This window comes from Iodobacter sp., from assembly GCF_025352645.1.
In the GTDB taxonomy this organism is placed as follows: domain Bacteria; phylum Pseudomonadota; class Gammaproteobacteria; order Burkholderiales; family Chitinibacteraceae; genus Iodobacter.
On sequence record NZ_JANXSO010000140.1, the window covers coordinates 18,173 to 38,164 of the forward strand.

Below are 19,992 nucleotides of genomic sequence, written 5' to 3' on the forward strand. Positions count from 1 at the left end.
GCCGCTTTGGGCGGCGTTGGTATGACCTCTGCTCGTACTCGAGCACGGTTGGTTGAGCGCTTAAAAGCGCAGGGGATAACCCATTCTGCAGTTTTAGCTGCTATGGCAGAAGTGCCGCGCCATGGTTTTATAGACGAGGCTTTGGCGCATAAAGCTTACGATGACTTGTCTTTACCCATTGGTTTTGGGCAAACCATTTCACAGCCTTATATTGTGGCGCGTATGACCGAGCTGGCAATGGCTGCGGCTCAGCATGAAAAAGTGTTGGAAATTGGCACTGGTTGTGGCTATCAAACTACCGTATTGGCTTTGCTGTTTAAAACGGTATATTCCATTGAGCGTATTGGTGGCTTACATAAGGCTGCCCGTGAGCGATTAAGCGTGTTAGGCGTGCATAATGCACGCTTACGACATGCAGATGGTAGTAAGGGTTTGCCTGAGGCAGCTCCCTTTGATGTGATTATTATTACGGCAGCAGCCCCTATCTTGCCAGAGGATATGCTTCCTCAGCTTAAACTGGGTGGCCGTTTGATTTTTCCTGTTGGTGAGGCTGAGCAAGAATTGCGTCAGATAGAGCGAACCAGCGAAGGATTTGTAGAAACCCGCCTAGAAAAAGTAAATTTTGTGCCGCTATTGCCGGGTACCGTGTAAATCGTTTTGAGTAAGGAGATTTTTCTGTGAACTGGCAAGGTCTGTGTGCCCCTTTAGTATTAGTGCTTGGTGCTTGCGCCAGCCAACCTACACCGCCTGCGCCGATTGTTGATCGCAGCGCTGTTGCCACCCCTGCTCCGCGGGTTGTGCCTGCTGTGGCTAGCCCTGTGCTTAGTGGTGATACACGCCCAGCTACTTATGTGGTTAAGAAAGGTGACACGCTTTATCGTGTGGCACTTGACCATGGCTTGGCGTATCGCGATCTGGCTGCATGGAATAATTTGACGGATGTAAATGGCATTAAAATTGATCAAACTTTGCGGCTTACAGCACCTGAGGGTGGCGTAGAAATTCGCCCCTTAAAGAGCGATGAAGCACCTAGAGTCGAGATCAAATCTGAAACAAAAAACTACCCTAAAGCTATGAAAACACCTTATGGTGTGCAATCTGCCAGTGCAGTTGCTGCTTTATCAGAAGGTCCTGTTGTTGCTTTAAAATTACAGACAGAACCCACCAAGCTACCGTCTGTCGCTGCACATTCTGCCTCTGAAGTGCGGGTTGCATCTGCGGTAAAAACCACAGATAAACCCAATATAAATGCCTCTTCTACGCAAAATATGAAGGATGAAAAGGCCACAGAATGGGCTTGGCCGACCGTTGGACGAGCGGTGAAGGGCTTCTCGGACGAAAATCGTGGTATTGATATATCAGGAAAAATGGGCCAGTCTGTAGTTGCATCAGCTAAGGGTAAGGTTGTTTACGCCGGAGCTGGCTTACGCGGCTATGGAAAGATGATTATCCTTAAGCATAATCAAGAATTCCTGACAGCATATGCAAACAATAGTAAACTTTTAGTTAAGGAAGGAGATGAGGTAAAAAGGGGAGATAAAATTGCTGAGATGGGCAATAGCGATAGTGAACAGGTCAAACTGCACTTTGAAATGCGCAGATTTGGGAAGCCGGTAGACCCTGCAAAATACATCCAAGCGGAAAAAACATGAACGATCAGCTTGATATTCTGGAAGAGGAATTGCTCGAGGAAGGTGAAGATCTCGAGAAGGCCGAACAGGAAGAAGGTGCGGAAACGGATGTCGAGCCTGCTGCTGAGGAAGCCGAGGCTCATGTCCACGAAAGCACAGGCGACGTAACGCAGATTTATCTAAATGAAATTGGCCAAAGTAAGTTGCTTACCCCTGATGAAGAGCGCGCTTTGTCTCGTAAGGTTGTTCAAGGGGATTTTCAAGCTCGGCAAAAAATGATTGAGCACAATTTGCGCTTGGTCGTTAATATCGCTAAGCATTATATTAATCGCGGGATGACTCTTCTTGATTTAATTGAAGAAGGCAATATTGGTTTAATGCACGCATTAGAAAAATTCGACCCCGAGCGAGGGTTTCGTTTTTCTACCTATGCCACATGGTGGATTAGGCAAAGTGTAGAGCGCGCAATTATGAATCAATCGCGCACCATTCGTTTACCCGTGCATGTGATTAAAGAATTAAATGTCTATTTGCGCGCTCAAAGGCATTTAGAAGCGCAATTAGGGCATGAGCCGGTCATTGAAGATATTGCGCATTTGGTTGGCAAATCAGTAGAAGATGTGCGTAGGGTCATGAGTTTGAATGAAAGAGTCGCATCCTTAGATGCCCCTCTAGATATTGACCCTATGCTAACCATTGGCGAATCTATTCCAGATGATCAGCACGATGGCCCAGAAGCCATTTTGCAAAATGCCGAAGTAGAGCGCTATGTGCGGGAATGGCTAAAGCAATTAAATGAAAAGCAACGCATTGTGATTGAGCGCCGCTATGGCCTCAATGGATATGAAGTCTGTACTTTAGAAGATTTAGCTGCCAATTTGAATTTAACCCGAGAGCGGGTGAGGCAAATTCAAATTGAGGCCCTTGAGCAATTACGCCGTATCTTACGCCGGTATGGCGTAACCAGCGATGTCTTACTCTGACCGAGAAGAATCCAAACAACGACCTTGAGATCCATGGTCGTTTTTTTTGGATTTTATAAAATCAAACTATCGTTTCCAAAACCAAGTTATATTCAGCACCGTGTTCACCCTTCTTGGCGCTGATCTGGCCTTGGCCACGGATGCCAGTGAAATGCCTGATCCACTTCCCTCAATAATTGTTAAGCTGCCGCTGACTCCTGCGCTAGCAGAGAATACGCCTTCGTGGCGAAGCACAAAGCTGCCATCGCGTGCGGCCATCTTGGCAACGATACGTTCCATGCCCGTAAAAATTACGTCACCACCTGCAATTTTTGGGTAAGCCAGCAGGTATTCCAACACCCCTTCACCTTCGATGTCCCCGCTAAGTGTGTTTACAATACTGGCACGGCTTAGCTTGCCTGCTTCGCTCATTTCATGGAAAGGGATTTCGGACCAAGTTTGAACGCTAGTTTGGCAGACGATGCTTGTGGTCATGCTGTTTCTCCTGAGCTTAAAACGGTGGGGGCGGGAATGTTGACTTCAAAAGCGTAGCTGGCACGTTGCTGAGTAAACCCGATAGCTTGATAAAAAAGATGGGCGTGTTTGCGATGTAGGCCGGATCGCAAGCGCAGGCGCGGGTAGCCTTTCTCTGCCGCCCAGTTTTTTGCGTAGGCAACAAGGGCTTGACCAATACCCTGACGGTGATGCGCATGACTGACGACTAAGGCGCTGATTTCGGCATAACCATCGCTGGCGATCAGGTGCACACCCTGTACGTGACATAGGCCGAGCAATTGCTCGCTTTTAAATGCCAAAAAAACATCATGCTCTGGGCTTGCTGCGAGGTATTAAAACCGCTTGGCGATGTCGCTTGGGTTGCCGGAGTAGCCCAGATCGGGCAGCAGCTGCGATACGGCGCTGGCATCTGCAAGGTGCATGCTGCGGATAGTCAAGCCAGCCTCGCTGCCCAAATCGGGGTGTTGGCTGAGAATGCGCTGGCGCAGATCATCGATAAGCCGCTTGCGGCTGCTCAGCGGGTATTCTAGTGGGGAAAAAGGCATGGAAGCGAGGGAAAGAGCGTCGATTAGCGCTAGCAGCTCCTGTGCCTCTGCAGTGCTAAAGCTGCTTTTTTTGCCCTGTTGGCTTAAAGCGCTGAGTTTTTCTTGCAGGATTTCTTTGCTTGCAATGGCGGCTTCAGAATCAGGCTGGGCAACGCACAGGCCAAAGGTGCCGTGTAGAAAATGTTGCCATATCAAGTCTGTCCTTATGGCTAAGCCTGTGCTAATGATTGAGCCATCGTCATTAAAGCTGTCTTTTAAGCGCCAAGTTGTTGTATTTAATTCTGCAAGAGCCGCCTGCAAGTGTTGTTTAAAGTCTGCATAAATGACAGCACAGGCGGCGTTGAGGTCAACGTCTTGAATATGCTTTTGGGCCAACATTACCCAAACTTTATTGGCAGGATGAAAGTATTGCCCCACTTTTGCATGGGGCGCAGCTATTTCACCAAAGACGTAAGATTTTAAGGTGGAATCCGCTGTGACGCTGTAAGCCGCTGCAGGGATTAGCTGGTGCTGAATAAGCTGCTTAAGCTGGGTGGCAGAAATCGTACAGGCAGCAGCGAATTGCTCCGCGTTTAAATAATGCTGACTCAAGTATTGGTCTAAAGGCATATTTATCTTGGCGTAAGTTATTTTTGAGGGCTTAATATTTAGATTATGTTGTGTTGTAGGTATACCTAAGGGATTGTAACGTTTTACTTTAGGGAACCTCGAAAAACCCATCTTTCGTCATAATACGCGCCTTGTCTTATTTAGAAATATAGGTTTTTCGAGGCCCCCTTTAATACCTGGTGGTTTCACTGACAAAAATTGCTCTAATTTAGTCAGCTCTTGCAATTAATTGGCTGATAATCTTGAAGGAGGGGGCTTGAGTAAAAATTTGAGGAAAGCCGCACACCTTTTGGCATGCGACTTAGGGCGCTCTTGTAGGGACTAAATACCGCGCAGTAATTCGTTGATGCTGGTTTTGGCGCGGGTTTTAGCGTCTACTTTTTTAACGATTACCGCGCAATACAGGCTGTATTTGCCGTCAGCAGAAGGAAGATTGCCTGACACCACCACAGAGCCGGCAGGGATGCGGCCGTAAGTCACTTCACCGGTTTCGCGATCATAAATCTTAGTACTTTGGCCGATGTAAACGCCCATCGAAATCACCGAGCCTTCTTCTACAATCACGCCTTCAACCACTTCGGAGCGTGCGCCAATAAAGCAGTTGTCTTCAATAATAGTTGGGTTGGCTTGCAGCGGCTCAAGTACGCCACCGATGCCTACTCCGCCGGATAAATGCACGTTTTTACCGATTTGTGCGCAGCTACCTACGGTGGCCCAAGTATCGACCATAGTGCCTTCGTCTACATAGGCACCGATATTCACGTAAGACGGCATGAGCACGACATTTTTGCCGATAAAGGAGCCACGACGTGCTATGGCGTTCGGTACAACACGGAAGCCGCCTTCACGGAAGTCGTCGCTGGTGTAATCGGCAAATTTGGAAGGCACTTTGTCAAAATACTGGGTGCAGCCGCCATCCATAGGTACGTTGTCATTAATGCGGAAAGACAGTAATACGGCTTTTTTAAGCCATTGATGGGTATGCCACTCACCATCTATTTTTTCCGCAACGCGGTACTGGCCTTTGTCTAAGCCCAAAATCACGCTATTGATGGTATCGCGCAGCTCGGAAGTCACATTGGCTGGGGTGATCTCAGCACGGTTTTCAAAAGCAGTTTCGATGATCTGTTGCAGTTGGCTCATGGTGTTTCCTTTTCAGTTAAACAGCTTGGGACGTGCCTATCGTGGCAGAGTGCTTACGACAAAAACGGACAATCCGCTCTGCAGCGGTAATACAATCTTTTAAAGGGGCCACTAGGGCGATGCGAATATAGCCAAGACCTGGGTTAACGCCATGGGCGCTGCGGGCAAGATAGGAGCCGGGCAATACTGTGACGTGCTCTTCTGCAAATAGTTTACGGGCAAACTCGGTATCGTCGCCGTTGATTTTTGCCCATAGATAAAATGCCGCATCGGGTTGTTGAACATCCATCACCCCTTGTAGGAGTGGCGTTACTGTGGCAAATTTTTGGCTATATAGTTCACGGTTTTCTATCACATGCACTTCATCATCCCAAGCAGCGGCGCTGGCGGCTTGCACCATCGGGCTCATGGCGCAGCCGTGATAGGTGCGATAGAGCAAAAACGGTGCAAGCAGTTTGGCATCCCCCGCTACAAAGCCGGAGCGCAGCCCAGGCACATTGGAGCGCTTAGATAGTGAAGAGAAAATCACCAGATTATGATAATCACGTCCTAGTAGGCTGGCAGCTTCTAGCGCACCCAGTGGTTTCTCATCACCAAAGTAAATTTCTGAGTAGCATTCATCAGAGGCAATCACAAAGCCGTATTGATCAGAGAGGGTAAAGAGTTTTTTCCAGTCGGCCAAAGAGGCCACCGCGCCAGTGGGATTACCTGGTGAGCAGGTAAACACCAGCTGGGTGCGCTGCCAAATCTCTGCAGGAACGGCATCCCAATCAGGCTGAAAACGATTTTCTGCATTGCAATTTACAAAATAAGGCTCAGCCTTAGCCAAAAATGCGGCGCCTTCGTAAATTTGGTAAAACGGATTAGGGGACAGCACAATCGGCTGGCTCTCACCGCTGTTATCAATGATGGTTTGCGCAAAGGCAAACAGCGCTTCGCGGCTGCCGTTCACAGGAATGATTTCAGTGGCAGGGTTAGGGGCGGCAATTGAATAACGCCGCGCCAGCCATGTACTGATACTTTGCCGCAAGCTATCGGAGCCCAGTGTAGCTGGGTAGGCGGATAAGCCATCAAAGTGGGCGATCAGCGCATCAGTAACTAGCTGCGGTGTAGCGTGCTTAGGCTCGCCTATGGATAAATTAATATGTGCCAGTGCCGGATTGGCCGTCACACCTGCAAAAAGTTGCTTTAGTTTTTGGAATGGATAGGGCTGAAGCAATGATAGTTGCGGTGACATGGATATCCGAGATGACTGGGGAAAACCCCGATTATAGCAGTAGGCTTTCATACGCCCGTGCTTACTAGATATTTTTTTGCGGTGGCTGAGGATGCTGAGCATCTCAGGTTAATTCAGCCCACGAAATAAAGTCCACGAAATAAATGAAAGTTACCAACCAGCGCGCTATTAACTATTTAAGCGCAGAAAGCTTAGGGGCGCTGCTGTTCCTGGTTTAAGCAAGGGCGCGGCAAGCAGCGCCTGCTGGTTGGTGGCTTTCGTTATTTAGGTGTGCTGCGTATTTTAATCCCACTGCACAATATCTCTTACTTCAGCAGATTTCCATACTCTTGAACCAGCTTGCGTACTTTGCCTGCTACAACGGCAGAGCAATAAGGCTGCTCAGGGTTTTGTTCGAAGTAATCTTGGTGATAGGTTTCGGCTGGCCAATAAGTGACGGCGGGGGTGACTTCTGTGACGATAGGATCGCTGTAGTCACTGGCTAAATCAGCAATCATTTTGCGTGCGTCAGCGGCTTGTTGCTCGCTATGAAAAAAAATACTAGAGCGATACTGCGTGCCCACATCCTCACCTTGGCGGTTTAAGGTGGTGGGGTTATGCAGGGCAAAAAATAGCTCTAAGATTGTAGCGTAGCTGATAATGGCTGGATCAAAGGTAAGCTGAATCACCTCGGCGTGGCCGGTGTCGCCAGTGCATACGGCCTTGTAAGTTGGCGCTTCAATACTACCGCCCATATAGCCGCAATCTACTTGGGATACGCCGCGTAAACGTGCGAAGGTGGCATCTAAGCACCAGAAACAACCACCCGCTAATGTCGCAATTTCACTCATTTTTATCTTCCGATTGTTTTCATGCTTTGTATTAATAGGTAAAAAATCTGTAGAAACAAAGGTTGGCGTGAGTGCTGAGCACAAGGGGAAAAACATCCTACTACATCATTTTTACATTCAAAAATGATGTAGTAGCACTTGTTTTATCTCAGTGTGCTTTGTGTCCTTTCCTCTGTGTATGCAGGCCTTTTATCGAGTAGTTATTCCCCTGCAGGCTATTGCCTTGCTCCGCGTAAATTAGTCGGCAGGGGGCCGCTAAAATTACAGCGGTAGGGATTAATATCTAAGCCACCACGGCGGGTGTAACGGGCGTAAACGGCCAGCTTCATTGGGGCGCAATCTCTTTGAATATCCACAAAAATACGTTCTACGCATTGTTCATGGAATTCATTGTGATTTCTAAAAGAAATTAAATAGCGTAATAGCGATTCACGATTAATAGGCTTGCCAGTATAGCTAATCTGAATACTGGCCCAATCGGGTTGGCCGGTGACTAAGCAATTGGATTTTAGCAAATTAGAGGTCAGCGATTCGCTGATGGTGGTTGCACCGCTATCACACTTTAATAAGCCTGCTTGGGGGGAGTATTGATCAACTTCTATATCTAGATTGTCGATGCAATAGCCGTCTAACTCCGCCAAGCGTTGCTGATGAAATTGCTCTGGGCCAATGAGCTGTACGCTTATATTTGCCCCAGCTGCTGCGGATAGGTCGGCTTGTAGCAGGTTTTGTAACGCTTCACGTGTTTCTAGCTTGGTTTGGTTAAAGCTATTTAAATAGAGTTTAAATGATTTAGATTCAATGATGTTTGGGCTGCTAGCGGGCACAGCAAATACAGCAATAGCGACCTGTGGTTTGCCACGGTTATTGAGCCAAGACAGCTCGTAGCCATTCCAAATGTCGCTTCCCATAAAGGGGAGTGTTTCACTTAGGCCAATCTCAAGCCGTTTGCCTATGCGGGGAATAGGAAAAAGCAGGTTTGGATCGTATTCGGTGATGTAACTTACCGTTTTGCCTAGGGGGGATAATTCAGCTTCGCTCACAAATGCTCCTTAATCAGGTTTGGATGCAAGGGGGGAGTTGCCTGCGGCAAATTGCAGCTCTTGATCTATTGCCCGCTATTTTATCTTTAAGCATCTATTTAATGCTTGGCAATTATCGGTATTTTCTGATTAGCCCAACCATTACGCCGTAAATTTCTAAGCCTTCTTTGGGGCGAATGGGTTCGTAAGCGGGGTTTTGTGGCATGAGCACATAGCCTTGTTTATCGCGGCTTAAGGTTTTAAGCGTGTATTCGCCGTCCACAATGGCAATGACTACATCACCCACATTGGCACTATGGCGTTTTTCAACTACGGCAATATCACCATCGTGGATGCCCGCGTCGATCATAGAATCGCCTTTAACGCGCACCATCACCGATGCCGATGGGCGATCAATGAGGTAATCGTCGATGCTAATGGCCTCGCTCATTGCATCATTGGCAGCGGCTGGCAGGCCTGCGGGTACAGGGAAGTCAGCCAGCTCACGCTCAAAAAAACGCTTGGTTGGGGCGAGGCGTTTATCTGGGGTGATATCGACATAACCCGCAAGTAGCAAGCGTTTAACCAGTGCCGAAACGGCGGATTTGGAGGCAAGGCCCAGTAAATCTCCAATCACCGAATAGGAGGGTAGATTACGGTAGTCAGCGTAATAGTCTTGCAGCTTGCCTAGGTATTCGGTATCGCGATTGGGGTGTGCCATTGGGTTAACCTTTTTAGAACAAACGTTCTACGCTAGCGTAGTGAACGCTCGTTCTGTTGTCAAGAGCCGGATAGATCGCTGTTGTTTTCTGCTGGTTATACGGTATGCAGAGCGCGCAGTGTGCATGGGTTACAATAGCGGCCTTTCTGCTTTGGCTGTATGAATTGTGAAGATTTTACTTGCCCCGATGGAGGGGCTGCTTGATTTTGTGCTGCGTGATGTGCTGACGCGGGTGGGTGGCATTGATATGTGCGTGACGGAGTTTATCCGCATCAGTGGCTCCTTATTACCAAATAAAACTTTTCTGCGGATTGCGCCAGAGCTGCTAAACGGCAGCAAAACGGTGGCTGGCGTGCCGGTTAGCGTGCAGTTGCTTGGCTCAGATCCCGTATGTATGGGCGAAAATGCGGCGCGTTTGGCTGAGCTTGGCCCTTATGAAATCGACTTAAATTTTGGTTGCCCAGCTAAAAGTGTGAATCGCCACCGTGGCGGAGCCGTGCTGTTACAAGAGCCCGAGCTGATTGAGCAGATTGTAGCTGCCGTGCGCCGCGCGGTACCCATGCATATCCCCGTGACAGCCAAAATGCGCCTTGGTTATAACGACAGTAGCCAAACCATTGAATGCGCGCAGGCGATGGCCAGTGGCGGTGCCGCACGGGTGGTGGTGCACGCTAGGACTAAATTTGATGGTTATAAACCACCTGCCTATTGGGAGTTAATCCCTGCCGTTCGGGAGGCGCTGGCGGCATCAAACGTGCCGGTGGTGGCTAATGGCGAGATTTGGACAGTGGAAGAGTTTCACCGCTGCGCCCTAGTCTCGGGCTGCGATCAAATTATGCTGGGGCGCGGCATTGTTTCTAATCCTAGCTTGGCGCTAATGGCAAAAACCGGTCAAGCACAGCTGCCTTGGGAGGCACTGCAACCCTTGTTCCTGTGCTTTTGGCAACTGATTCAGGCACAGCACATTATGCCTAAGCACCGTGCGGGGCGAATGAAGCAGTGGCTGACTTATTTACGTCGAACTTATCCAGAGGCGGAAGCATTATTTATGCAAGTCCGAACCTTAACTGAGCCTGCCGATGTGGCCGCGGTATTACTGAGCAGCCAGAGATAATTAAATAAGGGTAACTATGCTGGGATATTACGAAAGGCTAGCAGCGGCTCTTTTGCCCATGTTGGCAGATAGAGCATTGATCCGTGATGCGATTATTTCTGTTGTTTTTATTACCGTTTTAATGGTTTGTCGATCTTTAATGCGTCGCGCTATTTTGCGCCGGCATGATTTAGGGCCAGAGGTTCGTCGTCGCTGGCTGGTCTACCTTAGGAATACTGCGCTAGGGGTTTTTTTCCTCGGCATGATTTTTATCTGGGGGCATGAGATTCAGACCTTTGCGGTGTCTTTGGTGGCGATTGCTGCGGCCATTGTGTTGGCAACCAAGGAAATGATTCTTTGCATGCTGGGATCGATTTATCGCAGCAGTAGTAATGCATTTACGGTAGGGGATAGGGTTGAGATTGGCGGTATACGTGGGCAGGTGATTGATATGAATTTTGTATCAACAACGCTGATGGAATCTAGCCATGCCTCACAGCATCAGGGTACGGTGGGGCGCAGCATTACCGTGCCCAACTCTTTACTGCTGAATCAGGCGGTATTTAATGAAAGCATGCTGGGTGATTATGTTTTGCAGACGATTCATATCGCTATTACTCGGACAGATGATTGGTTAAAGGCCGAGGTGGTGTTGCTGGAAGCAGGGCAGCTTATCGCCGCTGAATATGCGCTAGATTTATCCCGCCATGCCCGTGAGCTGGAGCGCCGCTATGCGCTGGAATCCCCCATGATAGAGCCACGGGTAAGAATTTTTTTGGATCGCTATGAAGAGATTGGCCTGCAATTGCAAATAGCGGTGCCGCTGGGGCAAAGAGCCAAAATTGAGCAAAGGGTGTTGAGGATGTTTTTGCAGGGCATGGGTGTTAAAGCTTCGTCAGCAACAGGCGATGTGAAGTGATTGCACTAGGCCGGTGGCTTTAATACATTGACCTCCAGCGGAGGGGCTTCATTGGGCAGCCATTTTCTATGTATTTTTTGAAAGAGACCTTCTTTTTTTAGCCAGATCAGCGCTTCTTCCCATTCTTGGATCGTGCGAGCGGGCGTTTGATGGGAAAACGCTAAATAGAGCTCTAAGCTATCTAGCGTCATTACTTTTTCTACCTCATTGGCGGAGTGGCCAATTTCTTTTAAAACAGATGCAACCACTACGCTGCCATCCACCCATAAATCAAATCGGTTGGCCATGAGTTTTGTTGCGGTTATTTGCGGTGTAGGGGCTAAGTCAATTTTGCTAAAGCCTTTCTTTGCTGCGGTATCAGCAAAGATACTGCCTCGGTAACTGCCAATGGCTTGCTTGTAAATGCCATCCCCCAATGCCAATAGGCGTTTAGCATTGCCTTTACGGGTGTAAACACTGGTGCTGCTGATGGCAATGGGGCCAAGCATAATCATTAATTTCTCACGCTCGCTCGAGCGTCCTACGCTAAAGAGCATAACATCCGGCCCATCAAGCAGTGCTTTATAGCCGCGTACCCATGGTACTAGCTGGATAGCGTCTTTATTGTCTAGCTTGCTTTGCAAAGCTTGTACTATTTCAACGCCCATTCCCGTTAATTTATTGTCTGCCATATAACTAATGGGGGGCCAGCTTTCGGTATAAATCGTGAGCGCATGGCTTGGGGCGCTTACACTGCAAAAAACAAGCAGGACTATGGCTTGCTTGAGTGTGTAAGTGGTCAGAGAGGGTGAATGTGCTGGCCGTATCATGGACTCGTACCGAAAGTTAAAGTCTTCAATGACGGTATAGCATGCTTTAAGCGGGAGTTGTTTGGGCTTAGTCTGGTGGTCTTAATCCATCCCCTTTGCCTAAGGGACCCTCGAAAAACCCAGCTGATCTCATCATGCTGCGTTGCGCATTAAAAAATTTCCTTACATATCAAACATATGCAGCGTCGATTTTTTAATACGCGCCTTGTCTTACTTAGAAAGATAGGCTTTTCGAGATCCCCCTAAGCTATACCAGTCAGTGTATTGGCTTGGTCGAGGGGGATGGTGAATATCTAATTAGCCCGCATCTAGGCCCGTTTTTGATAGCCTGAGCATACGCCCACACTTGGCGGCCAGCTCTGGGTCGTGGGTTACAATCACAAAGCCTGTGCCCGATTCCTTGGCTAGCTCCAGCATCAGTTCAAACACGCCCGCTGCCGTTTCTCTATCCAGATTGCCCGTTGGTTCGTCGGCCAGCACGCAGGCGGGGCGGGTGACCAGCGCCCGTGCGATGGCCGTGCGTTGGCGCTCTCCGCCTGACATCTCACTTGGTTTGTGATGGCCACGCTTGCTTAGGCCAACGCGCGCTAAGATGGCTGCTGCCTCTTTGAACGCTGCGGCTTTATCCATGCGGCGGATGAGTAACGGCATGGCAACGTTTTCTACAGCGCTAAATTCTGGCAGCAGATGATGAAATTGATAAACAAAACCCAGGTGCTGATTACGCATCAGCCCGCGTTCGGTTTCATTACACGCTAGCGGGTCTTTACCCATCAGTTGGATTTGCCCGCTACTGGGTGCATCTAGTGCGCCAAGGCAATGCAGTAGGGTAGATTTTCCAGAGCCGGAAGCCCCAACAATCGCTACTGTTTCGCCACGGTGTAAGGCAAAATCAATGTGTGCTAAAACTTGGGTTTCAAGCGTGCCCGTTGTATAACTTTTGCTTAAGCCTTGCGCCGCTAATACAGGGGCTTGATCTAAATTACTCATAACGTAAAGCCTCAGCAGGATTGACGCGAGAGGCGCGCCAGCTAGGGTAAAGGGTAGCCAGTAGGGCAAGTAATAGTGAGATGCCACCGATGCTGCTTACATCGCTCCACAATACGCGGGATGGCAGCTCAGAAATCAGATAAATATCGGGGGATAAAATAGTGGTGCCTAGGATGCGCTCAATAAAGGGCACAATCACATCCAGATTTTTAGAGACTAAAATACCCGCTAGTACGCCCGACGCTGTGCCAATCACACCCGATAAGGCCCCTTGAATCACAAATATTTTCATAATTGAAAACGGCGATGCGCCCAGCGTGCGCAAGATGGCGATGTCGGCTTGCTTATCCGTCACCACCATGACCAAGGTTGAAACCAGATTAAACGCGGCCACCGCCACGATCAGCGTCAGAATAATAAACATCATGCGTTTTTCTATTTCAACGGCACGGAAATAGGTTGGATTTTCTTGCGACCAATCGGATGCGATCAGCTCAGGCATGGCTTGGTTAATTTCGCGCGCAACGCGGCGGGCTAGATTTAAATCATCCAGCTTCAGCCTTACGCCAGAAACTGCGCTACCGGTTCGAAATAGCGTCTGAGCGTCTTTGATATCAATCATCGCCAGACCAATGTCATAAGGGGCGTAATCGGCCTTAAAGATGCCGGTCACTGTGAATTGCTTCATTCTTGGAATGAGTCCAGCAGGGGTGACTTGCCCTTGTGGTGTAATCATCGTGACCCGATCACCAGGGCGCACCGATAGCTCATTGGCGAGTGAAATGCCTAAGATGATGCCAAACTCACCTGAGCGTAAGGAGTGCAGTTCACCAGTCACCAACTTGCCAGCCACTTCGTTGACCATGCTCTCTTGCTGAGGATCTATCCCGCGCACCAAGACACCTTTGACTTGGCTGCCATTAATCAGCAAGCCTTGCCCTAGCACATAAGGAGCGGTGGCCAAAACATGTGGATTTTTCTTGGCGACATTGGCGGCCGTTTGCCAATCTTGTAGCTGATTGCCTATCCCGCTGATTTGTACATGCGCCGCCATGCCTAAGATACGATTACGCACCTCGGCCTGAAAGCCATTCATTACCGACAGTACAATAATCAGTGCAGCTACGCCGAGTGCAATACCCACGACGGAGATCAGAGAAATAAACGAAATAAAACCATTACGACGGCTGGCACGCGTATAGCGTAGGCCGATCAGAAGTTCATACATGGGAGGCAATATTCAGCAGGGGCAAAAGGGCGCTCAGTTTATCATGCTTCATTTGCGCGAGCGGCGCTGCTTATTAAAGATGTAATTATATTTGCTTTAATGGGGCTAGCTTGGTGCAGAGCGTGTGTCTCTCTATGCATACCAAGTTAAGTTTTTAACTTCATAAAACTATAGGGAGGCCGAATGGTTTTGGTGGAGACCAAAGCGAGGGTGGGTACGTGTTTTGTACTCACGCTTCAGGGGCTAACATTGCTATGTATGTGCACAAAAGCGTACTCATCCTACATGCCCGTGGTTGGATCCCCGATAAAAGCACTCGGGGATGACGCACTTAGGTTGCCGCGTTCTTCAGCATGGTTTTCGGACAAAGCTGATGAGCTCACTAATCAACAGGTAAATAATCCCCGCGCTCTAAATTGCTCCCTAACCCGCTCGACCAGCTCTGGGGTGGGGGTGGGGGTGTCGCTTAGCTCGTATTTCATGCCTAGCTCTGCCCATTTGCTTTCGCCCATTTTATGGAAGGGTAGCACTTCTACTCGCTCGATATTGCTCATGGGTTTCAGGTAATCAGCGAGTTTTTCTACATCGTTAATATCATCACTGATGCCTGGGATAAGCACGTAGCGGATCCAGACTGGTTTGGATAACTTTTGTAAGCGCTCGGCAAAGTCTAGCGTTGGCTGCAGGGGTTTGCTGGTTAGCGCTTCATATTTAACAGGGTCGATTTGTTTGATATCGAGCAGCACCAAATCTACATTATCAAACCATGCATCGTCTAAATGCGCGGCTAAAAAGCCTTGGGTATCGAGGGCGGTGTGTAGTTTGAGATCTTGCTTGGCGCGGCGGAAAATCTCGCCAACAAAGTGTGCCTGCATTAAAGGTTCGCCGCCTGAGATGGTCAGCCCACCTGCAATCCGCAAAAAGCTAGCGTATTTTTTTAGCTCGGTCATGACGGCTTCAACGGTGTAGCTTTTGCCATTATGCAGCTTCCAAGTGTCTGGGTTATGGCAATACAGGCAGCGGAACTGGCAGCCACTTACAAAAAGCGCAAAGCGCATGCCGGGGCCATCAACGGCCGCACCGGTTTCAATTGAATGCACAAATCCCTGCTGATGATGTTCGGTATCAAACGAGATCGGGATGATTTCTCCCAGTGGCTTATTGTGGGTCATAGGTTTTCCAGTGATTATTTTTTTATTTTTTTACATTAAAAACGGATCTTTAAGCATGCACTTAAAGATCCGTTTCGGATAGGGCGATTGATTTATTGCTGAGGGTGACGCTTAAGTCTTTTCGTGGAAAGTACGGCTAATCACGTCCATTTGCTGCTCACGGGTGAGCTTCACAAAATTAACCGCATAGCCAGAAACACGCACGGTAAGTTGTGGGTATTTATCTGGGTTTTCCATGGCATCAACCAAGGTATCTCGGTTTAGCACATTCATATTTAGATGAAAGAGTTGGGCCATGAGTTGCTCCTTGATGTAGATGTTTGCAAGCAATGTAGGGCGAGAGTCAGTCGCTGAAGTGGCAATATGGGTGATTACCACTTTGCGGCGGGGTGCACCCGCCCTACACATTAAAACCGCATTCGCTTAGGTTTTGTTGTGGAATGTACGGCTAATCACGTCCATTTGTTGTTCGCGAGTGAGCTTCACAAAGTTCACGGCATAACCAGAAACGCGCACGGTGAGTTGTGGGTAGTTTTCTGGACGTTCCATCGCATCAAGCAGGGTGTCGCGGTTTAGCACATTCATATTCAGATGGAAGAGTTGATCCATTGTTTGATCAACAGCATCTTTATCTAAACATGTTGAGCATTCTTCGCCGTGCGGCCCAAACAGGCCATCAATCGAAGCGGCTAAGGTTTTAACGCGATCTGCATCGTTGTGGCCTAGCGCATCTGGCGTCATCGAAGCTGTCCATGACACGCCATCTAAAGCTGATTCGTATGGGATTTTAGATACCGAGAAACCGGCGGCGATAAAGCCATTGGTATCACGGCCATTCATTGGGTTAGCACCAGGTGAAAACGGTGTGCCTGCACGACGACCGTCAGGTGTGTTACCTGTTTTTTTGCCGTAAACCACGTTGGATGTAATGGTCAGTACCGATTGAGTAGGCATTGAATCACGATAGAACACAGGCTGAGCCTTGATCTTATTCATGAAGGTGGTGGTGAGCCACACGGCAATATCATCGACGCGATCATCATTATTGCCGTAAGCAGGGTAATCGCCTTCGATTTTGTAATCGACTGCAATGCCTTTTTCGTTACGGATAACGCTAACTTTGGCGTGTTTGATGGCTGAAAGTGAATCAGCGGCAACCGCCAGGCCCGCAATACCGCAAGCCATGGTGCGCAGGATATCGCGATCATGCAGGGCCATTTCGATGCGTTCGTACGAATATTTATCGTGCATATAATGGATGGAGTTCAGCGCAGTGACGTATGTTTTTGCTAACCAATCCAGCATTACATCGTACTTAGCCAATACTTCGTCGTAATCAAGCACATCGGCTTTGAGTGGCTCAAAACCATGGGCGACTACTTTGCCGGTTTTTTCATCCACACCGCCATTAATCGCATACAGCATGGCTTTGGCAAGGTTGACCCGTGCGCCAAAGAATTGCATTTGCTTACCCACTGCCATGGCTGAAACACAACATGCGATGGCGTAATCGTCACCCCATTTTGGCTTCATCAAGTCATCGTTTTCGTACTGGATAGCTGAGGTATCAATCGAAACTTTCGCGCAAAATTCTTTAAAGCCTTGCGGGAAAGAAGTTGACCACAATACAGTCAGATTAGGCTCTGGCGCTGGGCCAAGGTTATACAGTGTATGCAGCACACGGAAGCTGGATTTAGTCACCAGCGTACGGCCATCAAGGCCCGTACCACCAATAGACTCAGTCACCCATGTTGGGTCGCCAGAGAATAAATCATCGTATTCTGGGGTGCGCAGGAAGCGGATAATACGCAGCTTCATGACCATATGGTCAATCATTTCCTGAGCTTCTGATTCGGTAATACGGCCCTCAGCTAGATCACGTTCGATATATACATCAAGGAAGGTTGAAGTACGGCCGATCGACATCGCTGCGCCATTTTGCTCTTTTGTTGCAGCAAGGTAGCCGAAGTACAGCCATTGGATGGCTTCTTGAGCGGTAGTGGCTGGCTTAGAAATATCAAAGCCGTAAGATTTAGCCATTTGTTTGAGTTCGCCCAGCGCTTTAATTTGCTCGGACAATTCTTCACGCAGACGGATCACTGATTCAGTAAACGGCACATCATTGAGTTCAGTTTTTTCGCGTTTTTTGTCAACGATCAGGAAATCAACGCCGTACAGTGCTACGCGGCGATAGTCACCAATGATACGGCCACGGCCATATGAATCTGGCAGGCCGGTAATCACGCCCGAGCTACGGCAAGCCATGATTTCTGGAGTGTAAGCATCAAACACACCCATATTGTGATCTTTACGGTACTTGCTAAAGATATCTACAATTTGTGGGTTCATTTCAAAGTGATAGGCTTCAAGGCCGTTTTGCACCATGCGTAAACCGCCGTTCGGCATAATGGCACGACGCAGTGGTTTATCAGTTTGTACGCCGACGATGGTTTCTAAATCTTTATTAATATAGCCAGGGCCGTGCGCAGTAATCGATGCGCCAACGTGAGTGGACACTTCTAATACACCACGTTTACGCTCTTCTTTAAGTTGAACAGATAACTCTGTCCAGAGCTGAGTTGTGCGCTCGGTAGGGCCAGCTAAGAAACTATCATCAGCTAAATAGGGGGTGTAATTCAGTTGAATAAAACCACGGGTGTCGACTTTATCTTGCCACTCACCCGTTTTAAACCCACGCCATGCGTCAAGTTTTAGATGGTTTTCTGGTGCGTTCATAGCTGATGCTCCTATAGGCCTCAGGGCCCTGTTGCCGTGCACTTTTTTGTGCACTTAATAGATAGGCAGATGTTGTTCTGCTTAGTTCATGTAACCATCGTAGTCTGATACGTTCGGCAAAAACTTAATGTAAATCAAGTTCTTGTTTTTGTAGCTTGTATAAAGTGGACTACTTTTGTTGGTAAAAAAAGGAGCATACATCGCAAAAAAAAACAGCGCCTTATTGCGGCGCTGTTGGGTTGAATATTTACAAGGTAACGGAGTGTTCTCTCGTTGCGTGAAACACAATTTTAGGCCACCGCTCCTGAGTGAGCTGTAAATTCACTCGGCTAGTGGCTAAATAAGCAAGGCTGTTTGCCGCATCTCGGCCTAAGTTATTAACCAACTGCCCTTCAAAATCGTCGAGCATTTTGTCATCATCACAACTGACCCAGCGGGCGGTAAAGATGGTGGTTGATTCAAACACCGCTTCTACGCCGTATTCATTGGCAAGGCGTGAGGCAACTACTTCAAATTGCAGTACACCCACTGCGCCTAGAATCAGATCCGAGCCATTTAGTGGCTTAAATACCTGCACCGCACCTTCTTCACCTAGCTGCTGCAAGCCTTTATGCAACTGTTTTACTTTTAGTGGATTCTTAATGCGCACGATGCGGAACATTTCTGGCGCAAAGTAAGGAATCCCCGTAAAAGCCAGCAGCTCACCTTCAGAGAAGGAATCGCCAATCTGGATATTGCCGTGGTTAGGCAGGCCGATAATATCGCCAGCGTAGGCTTCTTCTACCTGCTCACGGCCTTGTGCCATAAAAGTCACTACTGAATTAGCGGCAATTTCACGATTTAAGCGCAAATGTTTGAATTTCATACCACGGGTAAATTCACCCGAGCAAACGCGCAGAAAAGCAATCCGGTCACGGTGTTTTGGATCCATATTGGCTTGAATCTTAAACACAAAGGCCGAGAATTTTTCTTCAGTCGGGCTGATCTCGCGCACCGTGGCGTCCGATGTGCCTGGGGCAGGAGCCCAATCCACCAGCGCGTTTAAGATTTCGCGAATACCAAAGTTATTAATCGCCGAGCCAAAGAAAACTGGGGTTAAATCGCCCGCGAGGAATTCTTCTAGTACGAATGGATGCGAAGCACCGCGAACCAGCTCTAGCTCCATACGGGTGTTGCCAATTTCCAGCGGGAAGAGGGCATCAAGGCGCGGGTTATCTAGCCCTTCGATCACTTCTACTTCATCCAGCGGGCCTTTACCTGGCGTAAACAGCAGCACGGTATCGGTGAGAATGCTGTAAACCCCACGGAAAGTCTTACCCATACCAATTGGCCAGGTGATGGGCGCGCAGCGGATCTTCAGCACGCTTTCAACTTCGTCTAATAGCTCGAGCGAATCACGCACTTCGCGATCGTACTTATTCATCAGCGTAATAATCGGGGTATTACGCAGGCGGCAGACGTTGAGCAGTTTGATAGTCTGCTCTTCCACGCCCTTAGCCGCGTCAATCACCATTAAGGCGCTGTCTACGGCGGTGAGCACGCGATACGTGTCTTCAGAGAAGTCTTGGTGGCCTGGGGTATCCAGCAGATTAACCACGTGATCGCGGTAATCAAACTGCATCACGCTGGATGCTACCGAAATGCCACGTTGCTTTTCGATATCCATCCAGTCGGACGTGGCGAACTTACCGCCTTTTTTACCTTTAACCGTACCGGCGTTTTGAATTGCTCCCGAGAAATAAAGCAGCTTTTCGGTGAGCGTCGTTTTACCCGCATCAGGGTGGGAGATAATGGCGAAGGTGCGGCGACGGCCTACTTCGCGTGCTAAA

At 48.6% G+C, this 19,992-nt stretch carries 19 protein-coding genes and 1 pseudogene; 5 read left to right on the top strand and 15 right to left on the bottom strand.

All coding sequences use genetic code 11. The features are described 5' to 3' along the window. Positions 1-21 precede the first annotated feature (21 nt). The 3 genes from Q0R17_RS16070 (at position 22) to rpoS (ending at position 2,614) form a co-directional block, all read left to right on the top strand. Positions 22-651, top strand: a complete 630-nt coding sequence (locus tag Q0R17_RS16070) for a protein-L-isoaspartate(D-aspartate) O-methyltransferase (RefSeq protein ID WP_374759880.1) — start codon at positions 22-24, stop codon at positions 649-651. Between the two features lie 167 nt (positions 652-818). After that, a complete protein-coding gene (locus tag Q0R17_RS16075) occupies positions 819-1,652 on the top strand; it encodes a peptidoglycan DD-metalloendopeptidase family protein (RefSeq protein WP_293936694.1) in 834 nt (277 codons plus the stop codon). Further along, positions 1,649-2,614, top strand: coding sequence for an RNA polymerase sigma factor RpoS (gene rpoS / locus Q0R17_RS16080; RefSeq protein ID WP_293936697.1), 966 nt, complete (start codon positions 1,649-1,651; stop codon positions 2,612-2,614). The genes Q0R17_RS16075 and rpoS overlap by 4 nt, the downstream gene beginning before the upstream one ends. A 66-nt stretch (positions 2,615-2,680) precedes the next feature. Here the strand turns inward: rpoS and Q0R17_RS16085 are convergent, their stop codons facing one another. The 8 genes and pseudogenes from Q0R17_RS16085 to Q0R17_RS16120 all read right to left on the bottom strand — a co-directional run bounded on the left by Q0R17_RS16085 (position 2,681) and on the right by Q0R17_RS16120 (position 9,216). After that, positions 2,681-3,088, bottom strand: a complete 408-nt coding sequence (locus Q0R17_RS16085; protein ID WP_293936700.1) for a DUF3224 domain-containing protein — start codon at positions 3,086-3,088, stop codon at positions 2,681-2,683. Beyond that, positions 3,085-3,417: pseudogene (locus Q0R17_RS16090) on the bottom strand (GNAT family N-acetyltransferase); the annotation flags it as partial. The gene Q0R17_RS16085 and the pseudogene Q0R17_RS16090, both read right to left, overlap by 4 nt. Before the next feature lie 24 nt (positions 3,418-3,441). Further along, positions 3,442-4,263, bottom strand: coding sequence for a DUF6058 family natural product biosynthesis protein (locus tag Q0R17_RS16095; RefSeq protein ID WP_293936703.1), 822 nt, complete (start codon positions 4,261-4,263; stop codon positions 3,442-3,444). A gap of 321 nt (positions 4,264-4,584) precedes the next feature. Then, a complete protein-coding gene (gene dapD / locus Q0R17_RS16100; RefSeq protein ID WP_293936706.1) occupies positions 4,585-5,406 on the bottom strand; it encodes a 2,3,4,5-tetrahydropyridine-2,6-dicarboxylate N-succinyltransferase in 822 nt (273 codons plus the stop codon). Between the two features lie 16 nt (positions 5,407-5,422). Continuing rightward, on the bottom strand, positions 5,423-6,643 hold the full coding sequence (dapC, locus tag Q0R17_RS16105; RefSeq protein WP_293936708.1) for a succinyldiaminopimelate transaminase: 1,221 nt from the start codon (positions 6,641-6,643) through the stop codon (positions 5,423-5,425). Between the two features lie 305 nt (positions 6,644-6,948). Then, complete coding sequence (msrA, locus tag Q0R17_RS16110) at positions 6,949-7,473, bottom strand: peptide-methionine (S)-S-oxide reductase MsrA (protein WP_293936710.1); 525 nt, start codon at positions 7,471-7,473, stop codon at positions 6,949-6,951. A 215-nt stretch (positions 7,474-7,688) separates the two neighbouring features. Beyond that, the gene (gene queF, locus Q0R17_RS16115; protein WP_293936712.1) at positions 7,689-8,516 is read right to left on the bottom strand and encodes an NADPH-dependent 7-cyano-7-deazaguanine reductase QueF; all 828 of its coding nucleotides are present in this window, start codon (positions 8,514-8,516) and stop codon (positions 7,689-7,691) included. 112 nt (positions 8,517-8,628) lie between these two features. After that, complete coding sequence (locus Q0R17_RS16120; protein WP_293936715.1) at positions 8,629-9,216, bottom strand: LexA family transcriptional regulator; 588 nt, start codon at positions 9,214-9,216, stop codon at positions 8,629-8,631. A gap of 166 nt (positions 9,217-9,382) precedes the next feature. Between Q0R17_RS16120 and Q0R17_RS16125 the strand changes: the two genes are divergently transcribed. Next, a complete protein-coding gene (locus tag Q0R17_RS16125) occupies positions 9,383-10,330 on the top strand; it encodes a tRNA-dihydrouridine synthase (RefSeq protein WP_293936718.1) in 948 nt (315 codons plus the stop codon). Between the two features lie 16 nt (positions 10,331-10,346). Beyond that, complete coding sequence (locus Q0R17_RS16130; protein ID WP_293936720.1) at positions 10,347-11,228, top strand: mechanosensitive ion channel family protein; 882 nt, start codon at positions 10,347-10,349, stop codon at positions 11,226-11,228. 5 nt (positions 11,229-11,233) lie between these two features. Here Q0R17_RS16130 and Q0R17_RS16135 read toward each other — a convergent pair whose 3' ends face one another. The 7 genes from Q0R17_RS16135 to Q0R17_RS16165 all read right to left on the bottom strand — a co-directional run. Beyond that, complete coding sequence (locus Q0R17_RS16135; RefSeq protein ID WP_293936723.1) at positions 11,234-12,037, bottom strand: ABC transporter substrate-binding protein; 804 nt, start codon at positions 12,035-12,037, stop codon at positions 11,234-11,236. A gap of 297 nt (positions 12,038-12,334) precedes the next feature. After that, positions 12,335-13,027 carry an ABC transporter ATP-binding protein gene (locus Q0R17_RS16140; protein WP_293936726.1) on the bottom strand — a complete coding sequence of 231 codons (693 nt, stop codon included), beginning with the start codon at positions 13,025-13,027 and terminating at the stop codon, positions 12,335-12,337. Further along, on the bottom strand, positions 13,020-14,255 hold the full coding sequence (locus Q0R17_RS16145; RefSeq protein WP_293936728.1) for a lipoprotein-releasing ABC transporter permease subunit: 1,236 nt from the start codon (positions 14,253-14,255) through the stop codon (positions 13,020-13,022). Before Q0R17_RS16145 ends, Q0R17_RS16140 begins: the two co-directional genes overlap by 8 nt. 386 nt (positions 14,256-14,641) lie before the next feature. Continuing rightward, positions 14,642-15,427: a pyruvate formate-lyase-activating protein gene (pflA, locus tag Q0R17_RS16150; RefSeq protein WP_293936730.1), complete on the bottom strand. Its 786-nt coding sequence runs from the start codon at positions 15,425-15,427 to the stop codon at positions 14,642-14,644. A 111-nt stretch (positions 15,428-15,538) separates the two neighbouring features. After that, the gene (locus Q0R17_RS16155; protein WP_293936732.1) at positions 15,539-15,835 is read right to left on the bottom strand and encodes a glycine radical domain-containing protein; all 297 of its coding nucleotides are present in this window, start codon (positions 15,833-15,835) and stop codon (positions 15,539-15,541) included. A gap of 15 nt (positions 15,836-15,850) precedes the next feature. After that, positions 15,851-18,163: a formate C-acetyltransferase gene (gene pflB / locus Q0R17_RS16160; RefSeq protein WP_293936735.1), complete on the bottom strand. Its 2,313-nt coding sequence runs from the start codon at positions 18,161-18,163 to the stop codon at positions 15,851-15,853. A 247-nt stretch (positions 18,164-18,410) separates the two neighbouring features. Continuing rightward, a partial coding sequence (locus tag Q0R17_RS16165) for a peptide chain release factor 3 (protein ID WP_293936738.1) occupies positions 18,411-19,992 on the bottom strand: 1,582 nt, incomplete at its 5' end.

Excerpts from the sequence above, each read along its gene's own strand:
- rpoS (WP_293936697.1), top strand. The coding sequence starts at position 1,649 with ATGAACGATCAGCTTGATATTCTGGAAGAGGAATTGCTCGAGGAAGGT.
- msrA (WP_293936710.1), bottom strand. The coding sequence starts at position 7,473 with ATGAGTGAAATTGCGACATTAGCGGGTGGTTGTTTCTGGTGCTTAGAT.
- pflA (WP_293936730.1), bottom strand. The coding sequence starts at position 15,427 with ATGACCCACAATAAGCCACTGGGAGAAATCATCCCGATCTCGTTTGAT.
- Q0R17_RS16095 (WP_293936703.1), bottom strand. The coding sequence starts at position 4,263 with ATGCCTTTAGACCAATACTTGAGTCAGCATTATTTAAACGCGGAGCAA.
- Q0R17_RS16085 (WP_293936700.1), bottom strand. The coding sequence starts at position 3,088 with ATGACCACAAGCATCGTCTGCCAAACTAGCGTTCAAACTTGGTCCGAA.
- Q0R17_RS16120 (WP_293936715.1), bottom strand. The coding sequence starts at position 9,216 with ATGGCACACCCCAATCGCGATACCGAATACCTAGGCAAGCTGCAAGAC.
- Q0R17_RS16140 (WP_293936726.1), bottom strand. The coding sequence starts at position 13,027 with ATGAGTAATTTAGATCAAGCCCCTGTATTAGCGGCGCAAGGCTTAAGC.
- Q0R17_RS16130 (WP_293936720.1), top strand. The coding sequence starts at position 10,347 with ATGCTGGGATATTACGAAAGGCTAGCAGCGGCTCTTTTGCCCATGTTG.
- dapD (WP_293936706.1), bottom strand. The coding sequence starts at position 5,406 with ATGAGCCAACTGCAACAGATCATCGAAACTGCTTTTGAAAACCGTGCT.
- Q0R17_RS16145 (WP_293936728.1), bottom strand. The coding sequence starts at position 14,255 with ATGTATGAACTTCTGATCGGCCTACGCTATACGCGTGCCAGCCGTCGT.
- dapC (WP_293936708.1), bottom strand. The coding sequence starts at position 6,643 with ATGTCACCGCAACTATCATTGCTTCAGCCCTATCCATTCCAAAAACTA.
- Q0R17_RS16135 (WP_293936723.1), bottom strand. The coding sequence starts at position 12,037 with ATGATACGGCCAGCACATTCACCCTCTCTGACCACTTACACACTCAAG.
- Q0R17_RS16070 (WP_374759880.1), top strand. The coding sequence starts at position 22 with ATGACCTCTGCTCGTACTCGAGCACGGTTGGTTGAGCGCTTAAAAGCG.
- pflB (WP_293936735.1), bottom strand. The coding sequence starts at position 18,163 with ATGAACGCACCAGAAAACCATCTAAAACTTGACGCATGGCGTGGGTTT.
- Q0R17_RS16155 (WP_293936732.1), bottom strand. The coding sequence starts at position 15,835 with ATGTGTAGGGCGGGTGCACCCCGCCGCAAAGTGGTAATCACCCATATT.